The 23,862-nt window shown below is 38.3% G+C and carries 11 protein-coding genes and 2 tRNA genes; 5 read left to right on the forward strand and 8 right to left on the reverse strand.

Features of this window, described 5'->3' with window-relative positions:
• Positions 1 to 156: 156 nt before the first annotated feature.
• Both ACS8FB_RS03965 and ACS8FB_RS03970 read right to left on the reverse strand, forming a co-directional pair.
• Positions 157 to 2,838: a DEAD/DEAH box helicase gene (locus ACS8FB_RS03965; RefSeq protein WP_087814642.1), complete on the reverse strand. Its 2,682-nt coding sequence runs from the start codon at positions 2,836 to 2,838 to the stop codon at positions 157 to 159.
• Positions 2,839 to 2,841: 3 nt separating this feature from the next.
• Positions 2,842 to 4,377 (reverse strand): site-specific DNA-methyltransferase, encoded by a 1,536-nt coding sequence (locus tag ACS8FB_RS03970; RefSeq protein WP_439261113.1) that lies wholly within the window; start codon positions 4,375 to 4,377, stop codon positions 2,842 to 2,844.
• Positions 4,378 to 4,714: 337 nt separating this feature from the next.
• On the opposite strand from ACS8FB_RS03970, the gene ACS8FB_RS03975 reads away from it, so the two are divergent.
• Complete coding sequence (locus tag ACS8FB_RS03975) at positions 4,715 to 11,029, forward strand: P-loop domain-containing protein (RefSeq protein ID WP_439261114.1); 6,315 nt, start codon at positions 4,715 to 4,717, stop codon at positions 11,027 to 11,029.
• Positions 10,935 to 11,663, forward strand: coding sequence for a hypothetical protein (locus ACS8FB_RS03980; RefSeq protein ID WP_439261115.1), 729 nt, complete (start codon positions 10,935 to 10,937; stop codon positions 11,661 to 11,663). Before ACS8FB_RS03975 ends, ACS8FB_RS03980 begins: the two co-directional genes overlap by 95 nt.
• A gap of 52 nt (positions 11,664 to 11,715) precedes the next feature.
• On the opposite strand, the gene ACS8FB_RS03985 is transcribed toward ACS8FB_RS03980, so the two are convergent.
• The gene (locus tag ACS8FB_RS03985) at positions 11,716 to 13,977 is read right to left on the reverse strand and encodes a hypothetical protein (RefSeq protein ID WP_439261116.1); all 2,262 of its coding nucleotides are present in this window, start codon (positions 13,975 to 13,977) and stop codon (positions 11,716 to 11,718) included.
• Positions 13,978 to 14,483: 506 nt separating this feature from the next.
• Between ACS8FB_RS03985 and ACS8FB_RS03990 the strand changes: the two genes are divergently transcribed.
• Both ACS8FB_RS03990 and ACS8FB_RS03995 read left to right on the forward strand, forming a co-directional pair.
• Positions 14,484 to 16,808, forward strand: coding sequence for an AAA family ATPase (locus ACS8FB_RS03990; RefSeq protein WP_439261117.1), 2,325 nt, complete (start codon positions 14,484 to 14,486; stop codon positions 16,806 to 16,808).
• Complete coding sequence (locus ACS8FB_RS03995) at positions 16,805 to 18,082, forward strand: McrC family protein (RefSeq protein ID WP_439261119.1); 1,278 nt, start codon at positions 16,805 to 16,807, stop codon at positions 18,080 to 18,082. Before ACS8FB_RS03990 ends, ACS8FB_RS03995 begins: the two co-directional genes overlap by 4 nt.
• Positions 18,083 to 18,421: 339 nt before the next feature.
• Here ACS8FB_RS03995 and ACS8FB_RS04000 read toward each other — a convergent pair.
• The 4 genes from ACS8FB_RS04000 to msrB form a co-directional block, all read right to left on the reverse strand.
• Positions 18,422 to 18,498, reverse strand: a tRNA-Asp gene (locus tag ACS8FB_RS04000).
• A 36-nt stretch (positions 18,499 to 18,534) separates the two neighbouring features.
• A tRNA-Val gene (locus ACS8FB_RS04005) sits at positions 18,535 to 18,610 on the reverse strand.
• Positions 18,611 to 18,906: 296 nt separating this feature from the next.
• Positions 18,907 to 19,392: a glutathione peroxidase gene (locus ACS8FB_RS04010; protein WP_439261120.1), complete on the reverse strand. Its 486-nt coding sequence runs from the start codon at positions 19,390 to 19,392 to the stop codon at positions 18,907 to 18,909.
• A gap of 109 nt (positions 19,393 to 19,501) precedes the next feature.
• On the reverse strand, positions 19,502 to 19,927 hold the full coding sequence (gene msrB, locus ACS8FB_RS04015; protein ID WP_319050608.1) for a peptide-methionine (R)-S-oxide reductase MsrB: 426 nt from the start codon (positions 19,925 to 19,927) through the stop codon (positions 19,502 to 19,504).
• A 388-nt stretch (positions 19,928 to 20,315) separates the two neighbouring features.
• Between msrB and ACS8FB_RS04020 the strand changes: the two genes are divergently transcribed.
• Positions 20,316 to 21,968 carry an aminotransferase class I/II-fold pyridoxal phosphate-dependent enzyme gene (locus ACS8FB_RS04020; RefSeq protein WP_439261121.1) on the forward strand — a complete coding sequence of 551 codons (1,653 nt, stop codon included), beginning with the start codon at positions 20,316 to 20,318 and terminating at the stop codon, positions 21,966 to 21,968.
• Between the two features lie 105 nt (positions 21,969 to 22,073).
• Here the strand turns inward: ACS8FB_RS04020 and ACS8FB_RS04025 are convergent, their stop codons facing one another.
• Positions 22,074 to 23,681: an inorganic phosphate transporter gene (locus tag ACS8FB_RS04025; protein ID WP_439261123.1), complete on the reverse strand. Its 1,608-nt coding sequence runs from the start codon at positions 23,679 to 23,681 to the stop codon at positions 22,074 to 22,076.
• Positions 23,682 to 23,862: the final 181 nt, after the last annotated feature.

Raw genomic sequence — 23,862 nt, forward strand, 5'->3', positions numbered from 1 at the left:
TCATAAAGGTTAAACTACTCAACACTCAAGCTCATACAATACCGTATGAAAGCTTGTCAGCCTAGCTTTGATATTGTCAATAATGTCACTCGCTATATCTTCAGGGTCAGGTAGCTTATCTAGGTCCGTTAGCAAACTATACATAGGTTAGCTACTTTATCCAATAATGTTAAGTATCTGCTGTCGCACTTCTTGACCTTTATCATCTTTTTTAACCGCCATTAAAAATAAGCATTGCCCTTGGCTGTGACTTGCCCAAAGTTCGCCTACCATGCGTTTCTCTGCTGAATCATCATTGGTTTCGTAAGGCTTGCCTTTATACTCCACCACTAAGATACGACCGTCCTGCAATTCAACGATAAAATCAGGATAAAAGTTGGTATGTGCCAGTGGCAAGCTAAACGACGCTTCCCCACGTCTAACTAGATTTCTTACCCAATGCTTCACTTGAGGTAATAAATCAATAGTCTGAGCACAATCAAACTCTTCACCTGAAGATTTCATGTCTTCGATTTGCGGATAATAATGTTTGTCAAATGCATAACTACCCGAATAGTAAGGAGGTCGTGTTGGATAATTATCTGCTTTGAATTCGTAACTAAAATCATAAGTCGTAAGCACGTTAGCATCATTTGCGAATAAGGTTTGCTGATATCCTTTAGTCATTGCTTGCTGTCTATATGCAGATACCAGCTCCTGTATAGAACGAGCAAGTGGATACTTATTACGTATGAGAGTAGTGAGTGTCAGCGACGGTATTTGCAATAATTGGTTGATTACCTTAGTTAAGAAACTCGTCATTTCACGCTGAGTGACATCACTTTGACGACATTCATGGTCTAGCCAGCCTATAAGCTCATCTTGGGTTACTTCGGTATTAGCCAGGTTTAGATTTAAAGTTTGTGACTCATGAGCAAGGTTGTATTTAACTTTTTTGCCTTCTACATCGACTAGAAAGCTTGTCGTCTCTTCAGTTGGCTGGTAGTCGAGCTTAGCTGGATAATCCAATAAATTCCAACCTGATACGTCCAAGAATACTTCTTTCTCAACCAGTTCAAGCTCACCCTGAACCATGACACACAATCTTGGTAATGGGGCAAACTTCACTCCATTCTCTGCTGGTGACAAAGCTGCATGTACACTGAGGTTATGCCTATCAACTGAAGTCTCAATCTCTTTTTTATCTTCAACGGCCACTTTGGTAATGGCTCTTTTCAACGGCTCTGAGACTTTTCCCGTAACCGTAACTACTTGGCGACCATCTACCTCAGATATTTTAATGCTACTGCGTTCTTCTTCTGATAACTCGGTAGTATCTATCGTATCCTGCACCTCAACCATCAGAGAAGGTGGTGTCAACTTAGGTTTCGAGTTTACAGCGTCATCTTTATCTACCTGACCAAATAAATCACCTTGATTGGCATCTTGCTGTCGAAGGAACGTGGCAACTTCTAACTCTTCAAAACCCATTGAGATAAGTTTATCTGTTAGCTCCTTTGCTGCTTGCGCCAAACTTGTGGTTGCCAAATGGGCGTAAGCCCTATTTAGGTCTTCTATCACACGGCGCTTTGCATAAGGCATCCGCAATACACGGCCCAATAGCTGCTCAGCATCTTTACTAGAAGAAACCTGTTTGACTGAACAGAATACGTAAGCAAATGAGCAATCCCAGCCTTCTTTCAAAGCTTCTATAGTAATGATGTACTCGATAGGACAGTTAGGATCAAAAAGATCAATGCCATCTAGCTCTCGCTGTGTCCCTGTGGCTATCGCAATTTTATCCTTAGTAATATTATGATCTTCAATTAGACACTTTTTGAGTACTTCAACCGTTACCTTGCCGTTCTTATTCTCTGCCTGTAGTAGGACGATAGGACGTATATAGTCGATATCTTTTTGTGCTTTAAGTGCTAATCTATCGCGTGTTAATACTGCATCACGTACCGCTTCTTCCCAGCCATTAATATGCTCAGTCAAAATAATGGGTAGCTTGATCATTTCTTCAGCTTTTAGTTGCGCCGCTGAGACATGATATAAAATATTGCTACCATTGGTCGTTGAGGTATTAGGAGTAGCGGTAAATTCGATAATGGCGGCAGGATGCACACGTTTCAGAGTGTCAAAGGTTAATGACGTCCTAGCATTATGGGCTTCATCGACGATTACTAAAGGGTTGTACAGCGCCAATAGGTTGGCAAAAGAGTATTTTATTTTACCTATATCATTGAAGGTCAAACCGTTTTCAGAAACATCATCTTCACTGACGGTCTCGAGCTTGTCATAAAAGGGATGCTGACGACTTAGCTTGGCAAAATGCGGTTCAAAATCTTCATGATACTGATATACCTTGCGATCAGATGTTTTAGCTACTCGTAAATTGGCAATCGTAGAGACGACTATGATTGTTTTATTGCCAATATCTTGCGCACGGATTTGATTGACATCAGCGATATCGTAGACACTGACTTGATTGGCAAATGCGCGGTTTAAATGATCGGTATAGTCTGGGTTGCTCTTGAGCGCCGAAACGGTCTGCTGCTGAATGGTAGTAGTAGGTACTAGCCATAATACAATGGGGAAATCTTGCGATAGATAATGGGTCGCTGCTGTAGAGACCGCATAAGCGCCTAGCACAGTCTTGCCGCCTCCTGTCGGAATACGAATACAGACATAAGGCGTATCAGCAAAAGAGTAAGCACGGTAAGGGGTTTCTACAAAATTGTTGTCTTGTAGTGTCTGCTGAAATGCTGTGTCAATATCGCCATCCATACGGCAACGCTGAAAAAAAATCGTAAGCGCATCAAGTGCGCCTTGCTGATAGCTTTTTAATTCAAACATCGTTTATCTTCCTTTCACATCGTATGGTATTTGCTTAAATATAATATTTTCACTCTTCAATCGAGCGTCTCCCATACATCTCCTCTCACCATAGATGACTTTTTGACCATTTTCTGGATCTTCAGGGTGAGGAGGTAATATTGACAGTACTTTTGATGTGAGTACATTACCACCATTAGGACGCTTATCACCTAAAATACCATTATAAAGGAGGTAGTAAGCAATACCATTATGCACACCAAGTAACGGTGACTTGGTAGACTGCTGTAGCGATTGCCTAGTATCGCCATACCAAATATGCGAAGCCAGCGCATCAAAGCTGATACCCTCTCTTAACGAACCGTTCTCATTAAAGATGACTTCACCTAATCGATAAAACTTGAAGCCACTACCACCTGCCCAGTTGACGTCTTCTGAAATACCACCTTGCTCACCATCGACTACTTTTTTTAGCCTTGGTTGGCAATGAGTGACTGCATGATCCCCAAGCTCAATACCAATGAACTTACGGTTCATTTTCATAGCAACAGCGGCAGTTGTGCCAGATCCTAAGAATGAATCTAAAATAAGATCGTTAGGCTTTGTGGCGAGATCTAAAACTCTTTTTATCAATCTTTCAGGTTTTGGAGTTGTAAAAGCATCCTCCTTATCAAACACTTTCACCTCTTCTCGCGCTTCATGATTATGACCTGCATCGCTATGTAACCAAATGGTAGATGAGGGTGTACCTGAACTTTTAAGTTCGCTCAAGAAAGTTTTTCTGGATGGAGCTGCATCACCTTTTACTCCAAACCATATTTCATCGTTTTCGTCCATTTTTTTCAGAGTCGATTCTGGAAACCTCGGTGATGTCCCAGCTGGTGGAGTCCATATGTATCCGTTTTTAAAAGTATATGAAAACGCTGCTTCTTTTTCAGATCCTTTTCTTTTTGCATATAAAGGAGTTGATTTCCAAACGCCTTTAGGATGATTATCAGGATTTTTATATCTATTATTCATAGCCTCAGTTCTTTCTAAGGGATAAGGTCTCCATTCTTCTTTGTTTTTGGCATAGATTAATAAATGATCATGACTATCTGATAACCACTTGGCATCATTAGCGATTGTATATTTTTTCTGCCAAACACTATTAGCGACAAAGTTTTTCCTTCCAAAAATTTCATCACACATCACTTTTAAATAGTGTGATTCAGAATCGTCGAGTGTAATCCAAATAGAACCTTCTTCAGATAGTAGCTGATGCAATAGCTCTAAGCGTGGATAGATCATCGAGAGCCATTTGCTGTGCTCTAAATTGTCGTCATAGTGTTCAAAGGCACTTTTAGTATTATAAGGCGGGTCAATAAAGATGCACTTTACCTTTCCTGAATGCGTAGGAATGAGTGCTTTCAATGCATCAAGGTTATCGCCTTGAATAAGCATATTGTCAGTATCTGACTCGCCATATGATAATTCCGGCACTAGCTCCACCAAACGATATGGACAGTCACGCGCTGTAGTCAATGCTTGCTCTTTATTCAACCAATTCAATATAGGCATATCGCCTCACTTCCTTCTTTATTTCCGGCCGTAAATGGCTGGCATGTTTAGTGCTTAATAATCTGAGTGGTAATTTATCATATAACCCGCTTGCTCTCACCAGATATCGACCTGTAATACGATATCTTAGGCTTTTGCATTGGTAGAAATACTTTAAGCTATTGTTGGATATTTTTCAGGGTTGATTTGGCTGGATGCGACATCTAATGACGTTTAGTATGGTTTTTACCTATCAATTTTTGTGGGGTGTTGGTATATTTGAATTCAAATAGTAATTTGCAAGTCATGAAATATTTCCTAGCTTTTTTCAACTATTATATTGGACGAATCATTTTCTATGAATCAGAATGCAACATCCATTAATTTTTCAAGAGCTGGTGATATTTTTCACTATCGCTGGGCTGTCAAAAGATGCTTAAAGTTATTAGATTTCGATACTGATTTGACTCATATTACGATAGAAGGCTCTGACGATTTTAATCAAGGTGGTGAAAATGTAGTTGATCTAGCTGAATACAGGCAGTCAATTGATGGAGAAAAGTCAGTAGAATACTTTCAGCTAAAACACTCTACTGTTAGAGCCGATGAAGACTTTAAGATATCCGATCTCAAAGATACTATTGTTGGATTTTCTCAAAGGTTTGTAGATACAAAAGATAGTAAAGACTATGCAGACTTTGAATTTACTATAATAACCAATAGAAAAATATGCCCTAAATTTAAAATAACTGTCAATAACCTTGCTAAAGGGCTTACTGCAGATACTCGTTCTGTCAATACATTAAAAAAATATACAAAGCTTAGTGAAACAAAGTTAAGAGATTTTTGTTCACATCTTAATTTGTATGATATCGAAGGCAATCTTAACGTACAAAAGCAAGATATTCATAAAGAACTATCTAGAATTTGGATATCAAAGAACGTTACCGATATGGAGCATTTATTGGTAGCAACTGTTTGGGAACGCTTAGAACCGAATAAGAGTAACACGATAAAAAAAGAGGACATTCTTGAAGCGTTTAATATTACTGATATTAATGACTTTTTCCCTGCACCACCAAAATTTGAAGCCCTTCCAAACAACTATGTTCCTCGCCAACAGCAAGACACCATAATCAATAGTATTCAATCTACTAACACTCACACTATCATCACGGCATCAGGCGGTATAGGCAAGTCAATCCTAAGCAGTAATTTAGTTAATATTTTACCTATGCCTAACATAGTGATTGCTTATGACTGCTTTGGTAACGGTGGTTATCGTAAAACTAGCGAGAAGCGGCATACTGTCAAAGATGCAATGACGCAGGTTATTAATGAATTAGCCAAAGATGGATATTGTCTACAAATTATCCCTACTAGAAATGAGCCTGATGAACATTGGATTCGCCAGTTTCTAGACAGGATAGATGAAGTTTGTAGTAACTTAACAGCCGATCATCCCCAAGCACTACTGGTCATCGTATTTGATGCTGTAGACAACGCCATGATGGCGGCAGATGAGTTCAATGAAAGTTGCTTTGCTAATCAGCTTTTAAAGGAGGATGTGCCCGATAACTGTCGGTTGGTTTTTACCTGTAGGCCTGAAAGGCTGGAGCTACTTGATCCACCAAGCTCTATCGTACCACTAGTGCTATCACCCTTTACCATTAAAGAAACGCTAAAAAATCTTCAACAATATTATGCTGATGTAAATATAGCGCAAGCAGAAGAGTTTAATAGTTTGACGGGCGGTAACCCTCGAGTGCAAGCCAACGCATTAGCTTTAAATTATAAGTCATTAAATGAGTTACTATTGTCCTTTAACTCAACAATCATAACTGTCGAGGATTTGATAGAAAGACAGTTAGAAGAAGCTATTAACAATTTGAAAGACGATTTCCCATCAGCTTTCAGACAGGACATCGATAGCATTTGTATAGGGTTGGCAACCTTGCCACCCTTTATTCCTTTATACGTATTAGCTACTATTGCAAGTGTTCCAGTAGATTTAGTAAAAAGTTTTGTAGCAGATTTAGGACGTCCTTTATGGCTGACAGACCACGCTGTTCAGTTTCGGGACGAACCTACTGAAAAATGGTTTCAAGACAACTTTAGTGCAACTAAAGAACAAATATCAAACTATATTGATACTATCAAACGCCTTGATATCGTTAGTCCATATATTGCTGAAGCTCTACCCATATTACTTCATAAGTCTGAAAAGTATGATGAATTAGTAGCATTGGCACTGTCTGATGAATACTTACCTGAAGGCAGTCCATACGATAAGAGCCTAATTAAAATCACACGTTTACAGTATGCTTTCAAAGCCTCACTAAAAGTTAATCGTATTCATGACGCTACTAAACTTGCATTACTAGCGGGTGAAGAAATTGCTAGTAACGAGCGCCAAAATGAAGTATTCAAAAACAATATAGATTTAGTCAGTCAAAATCTATCAGAAGGCAGAATAACGGAACTAGCCCACAAAAAGGTCATAAGAGGGAAATGGCAGGGTTCTGAGTTAGTGTATTCGGCGTCATTACTCGCAAGCTTACCTGATTCAAAAGGACAGGCTACAGTTTATCTGCGTTCTGCTGAACACTTTTTACGCCGCTATTTTGAAAAAAGAGCTAAGCGCAATGAAGATACAGATGGGCATTTCTATGAACAGATTGAAGACATTGATATCGTAGAGCTTACCTCAGCACGTTTCAATATTTATGGTTATGTATATTGTGTGGACCGCATTTTGCGTTTTAGACCGCTACAAAGTATCTACCGTATCACTTTACCATTTGTAAAGAGGCTAATTAACAAAGGTGATATAAATACTGTTTATAAAATGGCGGCTCATGGTAAGAGTGATCCTAATTTTATACTTGCAGTAACCGAAGCACTTATGCAAGTAGGTATAACACCGCCACGAGAATGCTTGACAAGATGTCTTAACATCATTATTAACCCCAAAACACGACTTAACAAGCCCGATAAACATAGTTTTGAGAAAACTTCTTATTCTAACAATACTTTCTTATCTTTTTTCGAAGCATGTTTGGTAGAGAAGCTACCGATCAAAAATATTAGAAGAGGTTTAAACTATTACTATAGTCTACCCAATTTATACGCTCTTTCAGAAATAAGAACTCATGGGGACGAAGTAGAGAGTTTCTTACGTTTTTTATCCTTACAAGCAAGTTTTCAAGATAACTTTAAGGTAGATCTTGAGGCATTTATCAAAAAATGTTTTCAAAGAGATGATAAAAAAGACTACGAGTCAGAAAAGGAGTTTAAAGATAGCTGTGCTCTAATCAATGAGTTTTTACCACTGTATACTTTAAGGATAAAAGCTCTTAGCGGTGTTAATGTCGTAAGTTCAGATAACTTGAATAATAATAGAGAGGTTTTCACCAAGCCGCATTCTAGTTATTATCAAGATTACGATCCTAAAGCTTATTTAGCAACTAAAGCAAAATTTGAGATCATACTTTTTGGACAATCCGACTTCTTTATAAATATATTTATCGAACAACTGAAGACAGATGCAATCAAACGTAACTTTCAGGATAATTTTTATTTTCTAAGTGCTAGTTGTCAACATCCGGAGCTTGAAGAATTAGTTGATTTTTTTGAGTCTGATTTAAACAAAATTTTAAACAAGTTTGATATCGAAGAGCCACCAGAGACCTATTCTGATAGTTATATAAGTTTTGCTAGAGCAATATTAGTTATCGATACAGATGCCGCATCAGTCTATTTCGATACGGGCTTAAAAAAAGCCACAAATTTTGGCAATGAAGTAGCCCATAGATGGGAAGCAATATCTGCTATAGCTCAGCGTAGCGTTGAAGACAAACTATATAGTCCAAAGCTTGCCCATCGTTATATGCGTGTGGCAGAGCTAATTGGTGACTCTGATACAGGGCAAAACTATTGGGATGAGAGACAAATTTTTTCTACTTGCTTAAAAATATCGCCTTTAACAACGTTGGCAATAGCAAATAGATGGAAAGAGCGTGATGTTGGATGGCGTGGTATTTCAAACCTTGCTAATGGCATTCTAGATATTAAAGAGGTTAATCCGATTGTTTTATGGGCATTCACAGCATTCAGTTTTGATAGTCGCTTGGTAGGTTTTTTCGCTAAGATCGTTGCTATGACACCTGATAGGCAGAGTCAGCAGACTATGCTTGATCATGTGATTAGGGAATTAAGAGTTAAAGGCCGTACTGGTAAAGATTGGAAGACCATCGAAAATATAGCGAGTCAGTACAATTTAAGCAATAATGAATTAAATAATTTAGAAGGATTAATCAGGACTGATGAAAAAGATGATTCTAATATAGTCCCTACTGTTAAGCTTTCTAAAAAGAAAGATAATAGCGAAAAAACTCAGAACTGGCTAAAACGCTACGGTCATATAGATATTCTAACAAAAAATGGCTTTAGAGAAGCTTTTACTACTTTTAAAGACAATAGAAGGTCTAGACAGTATGATGATTATTTTTGGCAAGGCTGCTTTGAGCAGGTAAGTTCTAGAAAGTCATTAGTTGTTTTAGATATAGTTGTTAACTCAGAAGAATTGAGCTTTCATGATATTAAAGACGCTTTCGAAGCAATCCCAGAACAATGGAAAACTCGACCCGCTTTATTGAATCACTGGTCTGTCTTGATAAGTCACCTAGCTTCTAGATTTCCTATCAATTTCACACATAATAATCGTTACGAGAAAAATTTCTTGGGTTCCTTTATTATTAACGAAGCTTCTAGAGAAGCGATTCGTGTGGGAGCAACCAAAGGATTATCTGAAACTGGCTTAGTTGAAGATGCAGGTTCGCTCTTTCAGTTTGCGCGTTATTATGCATCGCAACTAACTGTTGCAGAAGCTAAAGACTTAGTAGACTTCGGCCTCTCGCGTTTTGAAAAGTATATCGATTCAGAATATGCAGACGGCTTATGGAATGATGAGTTTTTATTACCTACCAGTATAGAGCATGCAATAGTTAATTATATCTATGCAAATCTAGGATCCCCTTTTGTAGAGGAGCGCTGGCGAGCTGTACATGCAGTAATACGGTTATATCAATTGGAATGTTATGGGCAAATAGACTTACTGATGGATTGTCTATCTAATGGAGTATTAGATATTTTTATTCCACCAGCTTATGATTTCTACGAGCTACATGCCAAATTGTATCTGTTAGTTGCATTGACGCGTTGTGTTCAAATAGAAGTAGATCCGTTAGTTAAATATATGACAACTTTCACCTCTATAACGTTAGATAAAAAGCAAGGTATCTTACTCCAATATTACGCTAAACAAATATGCTCGCAAATATACAAGAAGTGCCCTGATAGTCTCAATGAGTCAGCCTTAAGTGCTATCGGGCAGAAATGCGTATCTCAACTACCCAATATTGACGATGACAAATACACCTACAGTACAGATTCACCATGGCATAAGGATGGTGAGTTTAACGTCACCTTACCTGAATTCCATTTTGGATATGATTTTGATAAATCTTGGCTTCCACCTCTCGGAAGCGTATTTGGTATTTCAACAAAACAAGTAGAAGATATAGCAAAGGATATTCTATTTAATGAATGGGAGATGGTACTTGATGGTAAATGGACGAATGACAGTAGAAAAAATCTTTGGAAAAAACTAAATAGCCATTCACGTCAGTACGATATGCATGGTAGAGGCGGGGACTACCCCGATATTGATAGTTATAGTTTTTATATCTCTTATCACTTGATGTTTGCAGTAGCTTCAAAATTGATTGAAGCCATGCCAGTTGTTCAGGTCAGCTATCACGAAAAATCATCTTGGTTAGAATGGTTGGACGGACATTTATTACTAGATGACAATCTTAAGTTGTTATCAGAAAGCAGAGACTATATACCTATCGAGAGAAGAGATTGGGTACTTGAAGATGATAGTGAAGAATGGCAATGGCAAATACAAGAGAATGATTTTATTGATTTGCTAGTTAGCACTCAAGACACTGGTACCTGGTTAAATGTAGAAGGCGAATGGGAAGAGGTTGAACATAGTAGAATCGAACGGGTCTCATTTAAAAGCATACTAGTATCCGAAAATTTTAGTCAGTCCTTACTACATACTACTATCAATCACGAGAACTATATCCATAGATGTTTTCTGTATGACTTTTGCTTGATCGATGATGGACATGACGACAAAGTATTTACAGCAGTAAAATTACTTGAGTCAGACGAGCAAAGATACGGTGTTGGCTCCAAGGATTCATTTCTTGGTGGCGTCAGAAGGATACAGCCATTTAAACTACACTCTGCTATTACAGAGGTAATAAATTGCACTCATAGCAATGATATGAAAGACTGGCAACTTGATGCTAAGCCATGCTTACAAAGCAGATATTGGAGCGAGGATAACCCCAGTCATAATGACGACTATATAAGAAATGGTAATCAAGCGTTAGCATCTTTAGATTTATTGACTTTCATATGCAAGCAAATGAATGTAGAAGTTGCCATACAAGTTGACATTAAAAGAAGATATAAAGACTCATTCAGTAGATGGAGTAATGACGATGACCTCGGATACATCCCGCCATACAGCAAAACCTTCCTCTTATCTGCAGATGGAAAGCTTAGAGACACAACAAAGCGTTATCAACTTAGGTGAGCGTTTAATTGATAATTTTAAAGACGATGAAGTTGACGAAATAACAGCATGGATGTGTAACTATATCTCTGAAAAAATATTATTAGCTGAACAAACTGGTAATGAGGATGCTAAGCAAGAATGCTTTGACACTATACTTAAGCTTTGGGAAAGACATTCTTCATTTCCTGATGGCAAACGCCCATTTGAAAATCTCGAGCCCGTTTTGGAAACATTGAATTCGCTAGATCCTAACAATCAAAATAATAGATACCTATCCAATCCATTTGCTCAGCTTTCTTCAGGTAAGGATGAAACAGATTTAAATAGTTGGCTTAAAATGTCAAGGGTTTTAGATAAAACTGCCCGTATCCTTATCTGTTTTTGTATTGACCAAGCCATTAAAGAAACTGTAGATGAAGATACCAAGAGCTGGCTTAATGAAATAGCTCAGCTTTTAGAAGACCCTGTTATCAATATTAGACTTTTTTATCCAGATGAAGATGAGTCTAAAGCGAACCGAGATAAAATAGAGTCTTTAAGAGGTAAGCTCGCAATTATGGAAGAATTCAGATCATTAAGTGAGAATATTATGGAGGCTATTGAGGATGAAATAGCTGATTTAGAAGAAGATCAACCAGCTCCGAACCTTTGAGGTACCAAGAACTTTGTTCATGGTATCTTGTGCAAACTCCACATAGATGAATTTAACTCACTTCATCACTACTAGCTAAAGTTAAATGCCTGTCTATAACATCCAGTACATAGTCAGCCTTGAAGTGTTTACAAATTCTCTCATAGCCGATAGCTTGACCATTTCTACGATCTCTATATACCGTATTGATCATATCATCTTTTGAGTAATCAGTAGCGTTATCTAGCATATGAGAGACCAGTTCAGCTTCATTTAGCTCGCAGGATAGTAAGAATGGAGTGTACCCGTGGATGCCATGCCAGTCATATTTAGAGCTAGGGTTTGCACCTTTATTAATTAGTAGCTTTGCTATTTTTCGCATTTCTATTAGATCAAATGACTCGTAATTTGCATGAGCTTGTTCTTTGAAGACTTCAGATAGCTCTTTAAAAATCTCCATTGCGTTTGAGTTTTTCATACTTTGAGCAAGATGGTTAGTCACCTGTTGTCTATTAACACCAAAACTACCTTGTGTGTCTCTGATGAAGGTCGAAAACTCAAAGTCGTTCATTCTTTCTATTACGACTTTTGGGTCTTTAGCCATCTTAGCCATCATGTCAAACTGATTAAGTGGTAGTTTTGAGTTCTTAATTGTTCCAATTAGAGATATACACATGGTTAGGGCGTCTAGATGGCTGCCACCACCTTTTTGATTGACATCTGCCCCTAAGTTTACAATATGTTCAACGATCTCAAGTCGCCCCGTTTGCACTGCACTTAATAGTGGAAAAAGATGCTTTTTAGCAGTTACTGCGTTGATTGTCTTTGGCGCATACTCCAGATTTTTAAGCATTTGATAAAAGCTATCGTCTGGTTCATCAAATTGAGTTAAATTCATGTGCTGCAGAGCGATTAATAAAGCCGATTCGTTGTTATCAGACAGGATGTTGATGTCAGCACCAGCTTGCAAGAGTTGATTAACGGCATCTAGGTCTTCTAACAATGTATTCCAAATGAGCTGTGTCGTTACTTGCTTCTTCTTATTCTTATCTCTATGAAGCTTGTTATTGTCATTTAGCTTGAATTTCTTATTCGGTTTTTTGAGGTCAAGCTTCAGTTCTTTTGCATCTAAATATACAGGTAAGATAGCTGAACTCACCTGGTATTTTTTTGGTAGTTCAACCTTAAAGTTATTGAACACCCTCTGGGCATTGCTTCGCCACATATTGATTTCCCAGTCTTCAACTAGGTTTTCTTTCTTGCGTTTGGTATCCTCAGTCACTATCGTAGGTAGTGTGTAGCCATATAGGTTTTGAACGCTTTTCAGCTTTGATATTAAACTCATATCAGGTGACTCTTGCCAGCTAGCAATGACAAAACCAACCTCAATAACCTTTTCACACATATCACCACACCGGTATAAGCTTAAATCAAATGCTTTAACGAAAGTTTCTTTAGATTGCTTTAAATTACCATCTGCAAACTCTCTCAAGATTTTTACTAGATACATTGAGATTATACTAGACATTTGATGTACTGGTTTTTCAGTTTGATTTGAATAAGCGGCATACTGCGCATTTCTATCCAGCAGGTCGCAAATTTTATATTTAAAATAGTCAATGAAATCTTCTAATAACTCAGGTTCGTCGACATATTGCATTAATGTGTTAGATTTATACGTTATCTTAAAGTATTCAATCGCTCTGGCCGCTATTAGGAATAAAAGTACGTTTTTGGAATTATCTTTATTATAGGAATTACAAAGGTTATAAAGACTATAGAAACTAGGTAGGCTTTCACCACGACGCCATGAGGTTATTTTATCTTTTTCAGTTTTAGCCAGTTTTCTATAGAATTCCTGCCAGCCTTCGGCTCTTTGCTCTATAATATTTAAAGCAATGTCTATACCTAAAGACTCAGCTACTATTAGTTCCATATAATCTGATTTCTGAAACGGCTTTGTTCTCTTTCCCAATAAATGAATGGCATTCATCATATACGGGCAGAAGAATACCTCAATAATCCAAGCTCCTGTATCATCTCTAGTCCATTCTGCTAAGCTATAGTTTGCAACAATTTGCAAGTAGTTATCGAACACTTGAGCTACTAAAGCTTTTATTTCATTTTCAATTGACTTTTTAAGTTTTATTTTCGCAATTGGTTTATAAATATGTTCCTCGATAAGTACATCAAGCTCACTTCTACTCAAATATGAATCTTTACATTTATTGTCCAATGAGGCGTTATCATTTTTAGTGTCAATCGCTCTAGCAATTGCTCTTACTATCTCCGCAGGTAGAAAGTAAGGAGTCGAAGGGTAGTATGTATTAGTCATTCTAAATATCCTCTCTGTATGTTCTTAATGTCATTTAAGAAGTTCTGGTAAGCTCGATAATCACTTGGAGAGTTTGAAAAAATCATGCTTTTTTTATTAGGTGCTATCAATTGGCAATGTTTATGACGGCGCTGAAACTCCCATCCTTGCTTAATTAAATTTCGAACTTGTTTGTTAAAATCCTTATTACTTGAATATCTCATATTATTCCAAGTAGATGTAGGAAAACCTACACCTATCTTCCTCGTATTGATATGATTAAGTTTATTTGGGTTTAGCATTTCCGCGATTTGACCCTGATGGATTGCTTGAACCGTTCTTAGTTGGCCAATTTCCGCCGTTGCCTTGGTTCGAAGTTGGCTTTGCTTTATTAGAATTACTCATGGTGTCGCTCCTGTTTACGTTTATGCCTTTAGCGGCATACATATAATCTCAAATATTTGAGCGATTTCCGACTGGGTTAGTGCCGAGAAAATTTTTATTTTTGAATAGTTAGAAAAAATTATATGGAATATTATTTAATGGATGTCAGACCGCGCAATGAACAGTACACATGGATTCCGGCTTTTAAAGCTATTGCGGATTGGATAGCTGACTACGAGGATAGGCAGCCTGAGCTAGTTAATACACTCGTTAAAATTGGTATTATTAAAGGTTTAGAAGATGAACATATTGAGAATCAAAAAGAAGAATTGAAAGAGATAGATCCTTTTACTTTTTTTGCTGCTTTTATGAAATTTGGAGTTAAGAATAGAGGGAAATTTGTTGAAGAACTAATAAAGTTGATAGGACTAGATATTACTGTTCCTAAAGATTTTGATGGAGTCCCTACATCTCAAGCACAGAAATTTTGGTTATTTCCATATGAGTATTTACGTTCTGATGACTCAATTCCCTTGCTTTGGGAGTTATTTCGGCAAGCTCGTAATGGTGATATTAAAGAGCAAGACTTTAATTCAGCATTAAAAATACTTGGTACAGGATTTACAAAACTTACTCAATATTTGTTCTATATTAGTCCATCACAGTACCTACCCATAGATGCACAAACTGAACCATGGCTCGAAAATAAAGGCTTTATTTTGCCTAGAGAAAACTGGTCTGATTATCAAAAAATTCTTACAAGTTTAAGGGCCTATACTGATAAGCCATTTTGGCAAATATCGTATGAAGCATGGTTCGAAAACTCTAATAGGAAAGTTGCATCACAACAGAGTGGGTATAACATTAAATCGAAAAGTAAAGAATCAAATATGACTAACCTTAATCGAATTTTATATGGACCACCTGGAACAGGTAAGACCTACTGTACTACAGAACTTGCTGTACAGTGCGTTGCTCCTGATTGGTATGAGTCTCTAAACAATGACAAGTTCAAGCGTCAAAAAATCAAAGATAAGTATGATGAACTAACAGCGAAAAAGCGTATTGCGTTTACGACATTTCATCAAAGCTTTTCTTATGAGGATTTTGTTGAGGGAATTAGAGCAAATACTAATGAAGAAGGTCAGATATCGTATACTGTTGAAGCAGGTATATTTAAGGAAGTTTCAGAGCGTGCTTCACGCACAGTAACGAGAAACAATATATCTGGCTTATCAGATGCGCCCAAGTTTTGGAAGATATCTCTTGGTGATTCCGAGCAGAAAGAATTACGCAGATATTGCTTCAGCAATGGTGAGGCTCGAATTGGCTGGGGATATACTGGAGACTTGAACTCTGATATATCTGAGCGCACAGAAAAAGAACTGTCATATCTTGAAGGACTTGGTAGCAATGACAAGTCTTCTATAAAGGTTTTTTCTGAAAAAATTCAAGTTGGAGATGTATTACTTTGTCTTAAAAATAAAAACACTGTAAGAGCTATTGGCATAGTAACGTCAGACTATGAGTTTGATACAAGCTTTAAAGGTCTTGCCGAGTTCCATCACACTCGTAAGGTAAATTGGATACTACAAGATATCAATTTTGATATATATGCCTTAAATAATAATACCAACTTAACTCAAAAAACTTGTTATAAGATTGATAGGTTTACATGGAATGACTTAGCCGAAAGCTTAGAACATCAAGGTTATTCACTAGATAGCCAATCTATAAGTGATTCTGCAAAAGATTCAAATAACCATATACTGATAATTGACGAAATTAACCGTGGCAATATATCTCGTATTTTCGGCGAGCTTATTACATTGCTCGAGCCTGATAAACGTAAAGATGGTACAGATGCGCGCGAAGTGATACTGCCTTATTCTAAAGAGAAATTTTCAGTTCCTTCAAACCTTTACGTACTGGGAACTATGAATACCGCTGATAAATCTCTTGCACAGCTAGATTTAGCATTACGCCGTCGATTTGATTTTGTTGAGCTATTACCTCAACCTGAACTTTTAGATAGCATAGAAGTTTATAAGACTCCCATATCTGAAGTATTAACAGTAATGAATCAGCGTATTGAGGTGCTGTTAGATCGTGAACACACAATAGGTCACTCGTATTTTTGGTCTTTGAAAGACTTGGATTCAGATGACGAAAAAGAAATTGAATTAGGTAATATTTTTAAGAGACGAATTATCCCTTTACTGCAAGAATATTTCTTCTCGGACTGGGAGCGTATTAGTTGGGTATTGAATGACCCTAGCAAACATAACTCAGAGCAATTTATTCAAACTGGGGAGATAACTCCGACCGTTAGCGAATTATTTGATAGTAGTATTAAAGGTCTAAACGATCGTCGTTACCTTATCAATGAGACTGCTTTTAACAATCCCGAATCCTATAAGAAAATATTAATCGAGCTTAAGTCTAATTCTTCGGATGTCAAAGCATGATTCAAGTCAGAGAATATGCTCAGCTAACTACCAACCAATCAAATGTTTCTAGCTTAGATTTAGCTATTATCAAGCAAGAAACATTTGATTGGTTAGTGGAATTAAGTGAAAAAGAGAGTTATGGGCGGTTTATTACTTATAAGCGTCCACAATACTTACAGCTACATTCTTACGTAGGTTATTTAGAAAGTCCTTGTGGTGAAGGTATTGAGATGCTACCAAAGACAGGATTAGGTTTACAGGAGCCCGATAAGAGCAGAGCCGTCTTATGCAAAATACTAAGCTCCGTCTTAAACTTATCTCATAAAGAAGCCCAATCCGCCAATCTCAATCGAATGAATCTACCTATTCATGAATGGATATACTACCAATTTTTATATCTGTTAAAGGAGTTGATAGCGTCTGGGCTCAGATTTGACTATCAAAGAATCGAAGAAGAAAGTAGATTTATTCGTGGCCAGCTTGATATTGCAGTTCAACAAAGGCAAACGGTTGGCCGAGCTCATCTTTTTCATATTCGTCATGATGTCTATCATCCCAATCGACTTGAGAACCAATTAATCAAAACGGCATTAGATTACGTACAGCAGCACTGTAAGAGTTCTGAGAACTGGCGACTGGCTAATGAGCTATCACACATCTTAGATCCTATAACGAGTCTTAGAGAGCCTTTAAACTCAATGCCTAAATGGTCAGACATCAAAATATTGCAATCTTACCGAGCAATAAAGCCATGGTGCCAATTAATACTCGAAAAGCTTAATCCAAACTTTCAAAAGGGAGAGCACCGGGGTATTGCATTGTTATTCCCAATGGAAATTTTGTTCGAAAAGTATGTAGCAAGCTGCCTACGACGAGATGTTAAGGCGCCCTGGCAACTAACAACACAAGCTTCTAGTAAGCACATGGTGAATGACCAAGAAAGTTTAAAATCACGCTTTCGATTGAAGCCTGATCTATTAATAAGTAAAGAAAGAAAAAATCACCATGTACTCGATACCAAATGGAAGTTAATAAACTTAAGCGACAATGATAACGACTACAATATCAGTCAGTCAGATATTTATCAGTTGTTTGCTTATGGTCATAAGTATTTGGATGGTGGTGGGGACATGATGCTTATTTATCCTAAACATCATCAGTTCGAAACACCTTTATATTGCTTTCATTTATCAGAAGAATTGAGATTGTGGGCTATACCATTTTGTATTGAAACTGGCAAATTGGTTATTAGTGAATGGGTAGAAAGGTTTCCATCTCTATCTCACACTTAAATTGAGTCTAACACTTTAAGCTCCTGAACTTATCGATAAGCATAAAATTTGGGGATCAGTTACCATCAGTAACTTTTAATAATCTTGGTCACAAAATGGTCACCGTTTGGTCACCGAGCACTTGGTCACCGATTTAGAAGAGTCAGAGTACACGCACACAGACTTATAGAAAATACATTATTAAAGAGTAGACTACTTCTTAGGGGTTGATAAAGACAGAGTAACTAGCCCTTACGGATAAAGGTTTTAAGGAGAATTACAGACACAAAAAAACCTCAAACAATCTAATGTTTGAGGCGAAACTTGCTTAAACTCGAGAGTCTAAATTCGTTTTAAATATGGCGCAGCGGACGGGACTCGAACCCGCGACCCCCGGCGTGACAGGCCGGTATTCTAACCAACTGAACTACCGCTGCTTAGGTCGTTTAGCTTTTTTACCACAAGCTAATAAGTGGTGGGTGATGACGGATTCGAACCGCCGACATTCTGCGTGTAAGGCAGACGCTCTACCAACTGAGCTAATCACCCTGAGAACCGTTAAAAAATTGCACTGCAATTTCAGGTTCGCAAGAGAAATTCTTTAAATAGAATTTCTGTATTGCTTTGTTAACATAAGCTGTCACACTCAGGTTAACTTAATCAGCTAGGGTTGTTTAATAAGTCCCCTTGCTGTGGGTGTGTATTATATAGATTTACACATGACTGTCAAACGCTATTTTCCACTTTTTAAGATATTTTTGACGTTTTTCTTCAAATTTTTAGCAAGCAATTGTTTTTATTACTTTTATATTTTCTAAAAAATCAAAGTTTGTTGAATATGCTATTTATTTATTCGCCAGTGCTTGCTCAATATCACTTTTGATGGCTTCTGGCTTAGTCGTTGGGGCATAGCGTTCGATAACTTGCCCTTTACTATCGACCAAAAACTTGGTGAAGTTCCATTTGATACCGTCGGTTAATACCCCGCCTTTCTGATTCTTGAGCCATTCGTAAATAGGATGGGCATCTGCGCCATTGACATCGGTTCTTGCCATCATAGGAAAGCTGACACCATAGTTCTTTTGACAAAACGCACCAATCTCATCGTTACTGCCTGGATCTTGACTGCCAAATTGGTTACAAGGAAAACCAATGACGACCAGTCCTTGATCTTTGTACTGTTGGTATAATGATTCTAACCCTTCAAACTGCGGCGTAAAACCGCATTTACTTGCCGTATTAACGATTAGTAATACGTTATCTTTGTAATCAGAAAATGCTTGCAAGCTACTGTCCATGCGCTCAGCGGTAAAATCATAAATCGTACTCATTATTCATCCTTAAATGGAGGTTTTTATTTTTTTGAGCATTCAAGCAAATACTATTGAAAAGGAAGCACCAAGTACTTCCCTCTCACACTTCTAAAATCATCTACATGACTTACTTTTCGGACTTATCTAAATCAATAGATACTGAGTTGATGCAATAGCGCATACCAGTCGTCTCGGTAGGACCATCTGGAAATACGTGACCCAAATGAGCACCGCAATTGCTACAGGTGACTTCTGTGCGAGTCATGCCTAGCGAGTTGTCAACGTGCTCGTCAATCGCGCTGTTGTCAATACCTTGGTCAAAACTTGGCCAACCGCAGCTAGCATCAAACTTACTACTCGAATCAAACAAGCTAGCACCGCAGCCTTTACAGCGATAAACGCCATCATCGGTCGCATCATTGTACACACCTGTGAATGGGCGCTCTGTACCTTTCTCACGCATCACATGGTATTCATCAGCACTTAAACGCTCTTTCCAGTCAGCTTCAGTCAATTGGCTGATTTCTTCTTTGCTTAATTGGTTATCTTGCATGGTTTATCCTTATTAGAGTATGGGTTATCTAGTCTGTATATAGCGTTTTGTTACAAACACTACCCTGCTATAAATACATTGGCAGACTAATCTAACACCTTCTATCTATTGACTATATAACGATTATTCAAGGTAACTATACAATTTCCGTTACATATATATGTCATCTACGATAGCCATTACTTATTAATACTTATGACAACCAATATATCAGATGCAAAAAATCTAACTACAACGTGTTGGCTGCAGCCTTCTTACTTTAACATAGTCGAATGCAAGAATAACTTGCAAAGACAATAATTAAAAAACTTGCATCTATATGGATAATGCAATAATATCTTGCAATAGATAATGATAAAACTTATCAAAATAATAGGCTAAGACAACTATGAATGATAATAAAAGCAATATGGCACAAGCTGAACGCTTAGTAGCGCTACGCCGTGAAAAAGGATTTACTGCCGAACAATTGGCCCAAGCGATGACTGCAGCTGGTGCAAAAGTTAGTCGCGGTGCTATCTCTAATTGGGAGCGTGGCACTAACGGTATTGTTTCCTCTAAATTGCCAACCCTCGCACGTATTTTAGGATGCAGCGAAGGCTATTTACTTCGTGGCGATATACAAAAAGAGGCTATGAAACAAAACGCTGCTAGTAACGATAAAACAGCTAACCTATCAAACGACCAAGCCAAACAACAGCCTCTTCATCTACAAGAAAGACCTGTCAGTAAAGAAACTAATAGCGCACTACAGTTAACAGATCACCAAGCAGACTCAAAACATAAAATAAATACAGGTAGTAATACTATGACATCACTCAAAAAATCTACTAAATTACAAAACGTTTGCTATGACATTCGAGGGCCGTTGCTGCAAACAGCGAATAAGATGGAAGCGGAAGGTCAGCGTATTATAAAGTTGAACATTGGTAACCCTGCGCCTTTTGGACTTAGTGCCCCCCATGAAATATTGCGTGACGTGGCAATGAACTTGCCTGAAGCCACTGGATATTCAGACTCGCAGGGTATCTTTTCAGCACGTAAAGCCGTATTACAATATTACCAATCAAAAGGCCTGCTCTCTGCTGTAGATGTGCGTGATGTCTATTTGGGTAATGGCGTCTCTGAGCTGATTGTTATGACCATGCAAGCGCTAATGAATGATGGGGATGAGGTATTGATTCCGATGCCAGATTATCCACTATGGACAGCAGCGACCAATCTCTCTGGCGGCACCGCCGTACATTACCGCTGTAATGAAGACGACAATTGGCACCCTGATATTGAAGACATCAAATCAAAGATTACTAGTAAAACCAAGGGCATTGTCGTTATCAATCCTAACAACCCAACGGGTGCGCTTTATTCAGACGAAATTCTCAAGCAAATTATCGAAGTTGCCATCGAGCATGATTTGGTCATCATGGCAGATGAAATTTATGATCGCGTACTCTATGATGATATGGCCCATACGCCTATGAGCACTTTGTCTGATGAGGTGCTTATCTTGTCATACAATGGACTATCTAAGTCGCATCGCGTTGCAGGTTTTCGCGCTGGCTGGTTGATGGTCTCGGGCAAAAAACAACATGCCAGTGACTTTATCGAGGGCTTAGACATGCTGGCCTCCATGCGCCTATGCTCAAACGTACCTGGGCAATATGCTATTCAGACCGCGATGGGTGGTCATCAGAGTATCAAAGAGCTGACCTCAGAAAAAGGACGTCTATACAAGCAGCGTGAAATGGCTGTTTCTCGTCTTAACGCCATAAAAGGTATCTCGTGTACTATGCCACAAGGCGCATTTTATTGTTTTCCAAAGATGGATCCTGCCGTTTATCCTATCGAGGACGATATGCAGTTTATGATGGAGCTATTACTTGAAGAAAAAGTATTGATGGTACAAGGGAGTGGCTTTAACTGGGATGCACCTGATCATTTCCGCGTGGTGTTCTTACCTAATCTTCACGATTTAGAAGATGCTATGGATCGGCTAGATCGCTTCTTTGCCAAAAAACGCCAGCAGTTTGGTACTGCTTAGTTTTTTAATATTATTTTATTGATATTAAATCTTAAACCCTCTACAAAAAAACGCTTATCAGCATGATGTTGATAAGCGTTTTTTTAGGTTTTTACGACAGCTTAACTAGAAAACTTGCTTGAGGATCAGATAGCTGATGGCCGATAATGCTGCCGCCACCGGTAGAGTAATTACCCAAGCCAAACCAATAGGCTTCATAAGCGACCAGTTAGTATCACGGTTAACAATACCGATCCCTAATACAGCGCCGACCAATGTATGGGTACTAGATACCGGTAATCCCATCGTAGATGCACCCATAACAACAGCTGCGGCAGCAAGTTCAGCAGAGAACCCCGATGCTGGATGCATTTTCGCTAAGTTCGTACCGACTGTCTGAATCACCTCTTTACCAATGAACCAAAGACCGACGATAAGTGCCACACCAAAAGTCAACATCACAGCAGGCGGAACAGCCGCTTGTGATGCAATTTCATTAGTACGAATAACATCCATAATCGCGGCAAAAGGTCCAACAGCGTTGGCAATGTCATTTGAGCCATGACTAAAGGCAAATGCCGATGCTGTAAATACTTGCATCCAGCTAAACATGATAAAGGTCGCTTTGGTAAGATCTTCTTTGTGCTTACCACGAATACTTTTGGTATAGATAAAGGTAGCTAACCAAACCAGCGCCCCTATCATGCCCATGATTAAAAAACCTTGCAGGGTCGTCATATTGCTATTGACGTTTTTGAGGCCTTTAAAGACCACAAGAGAGGTCATCACCATACCACCCATGGCAGCAATGATGGGTACCCACTGCTTAATGGCTTTTAGCGTATCAAGATTACTGCGCTCATGCTCAATCTTATAAAGCTCTTTATAATAATCTGTTTCTAAGTCTTCAACCACGCAGTCATCATCTTTGTAAATCTCTTGATCGCGTAGCATCGCGGAGGTATAAGCCAGCTGTTCTGACTCTGATAGACTGTCCAAAAACTCTTTATGGTCTTGTTTCAAGACTTTTTTACTGGCTTTTAGCTCACCGATATGAGCTTCAGCTTTATCGTTATAATCAATGATGTTTTTCTTAATTTGTCCATAAAGTAGATAAGCCAATACACCGCCTAACAATGGTGACAGTACCCAAGAAATGGCAATCGTCCCTATCGTACCCCAATCAACAGTAGAAAATGCACTTGCACTACCACCCAAATCAAAACCCAACACAATAGAGCCACCAACCACACCACCAATAATAGAGTGGGTAGTGGATACTGGCAGACCTTTACGCGTAGCAAACAACAGCCAAAATGCGGCGGCAATTAACGCAGATAACATGACATAAATAAACTGGTTGGGGCTAACAGGTAAGCCGTCTAAATCAACGATACCCTTACGAATAGTATCGGTAACCTCGCCGCCTGCCAGCACCGCTCCTGATACTTCAAAGATCGCCGCCACACCCAGTGCTTGTGGAATAGTTAATGTACCAGCACCGACTGAAGTGCCAAATGAGTTGGCGACATCATTACCACCGATATTGAATGCCATAAAGACACCAAAAGCGGTTGCCACAATAAATAGCGTCGTCTGTTGACGCATTGTATAATCGAGTCCCCACCATAAAAAATAGCCGGTCATCGCAATCAGTAAAATAGCAAAAAATAAATTGATTCTCATAGTGCCAACTTGTTTGGTCGACCCTGTAGAACTGCTGCTAATACCCATAAATTAATGCGCCTTGCGTAAGCTGATTGAAAATATTTGCGATGTGAATGTATGATAGAAAGTAGCGCGTTTATCATACCATTAAGCCGCAAGTATCACGCTAAATCATTCGATTAAAGCATCTTGCGGCTTAACAGTTCATTCATAATAGTTGTAATTGAAATAATGCTATTTGGTCGTT

Origin of the sequence: Psychrobacter sp. 1U1 (assembly GCF_051847535.1) — a bacterium.
Taxonomy (GTDB): domain Bacteria; phylum Pseudomonadota; class Gammaproteobacteria; order Pseudomonadales; family Moraxellaceae; genus Psychrobacter; species Psychrobacter saeujeotis.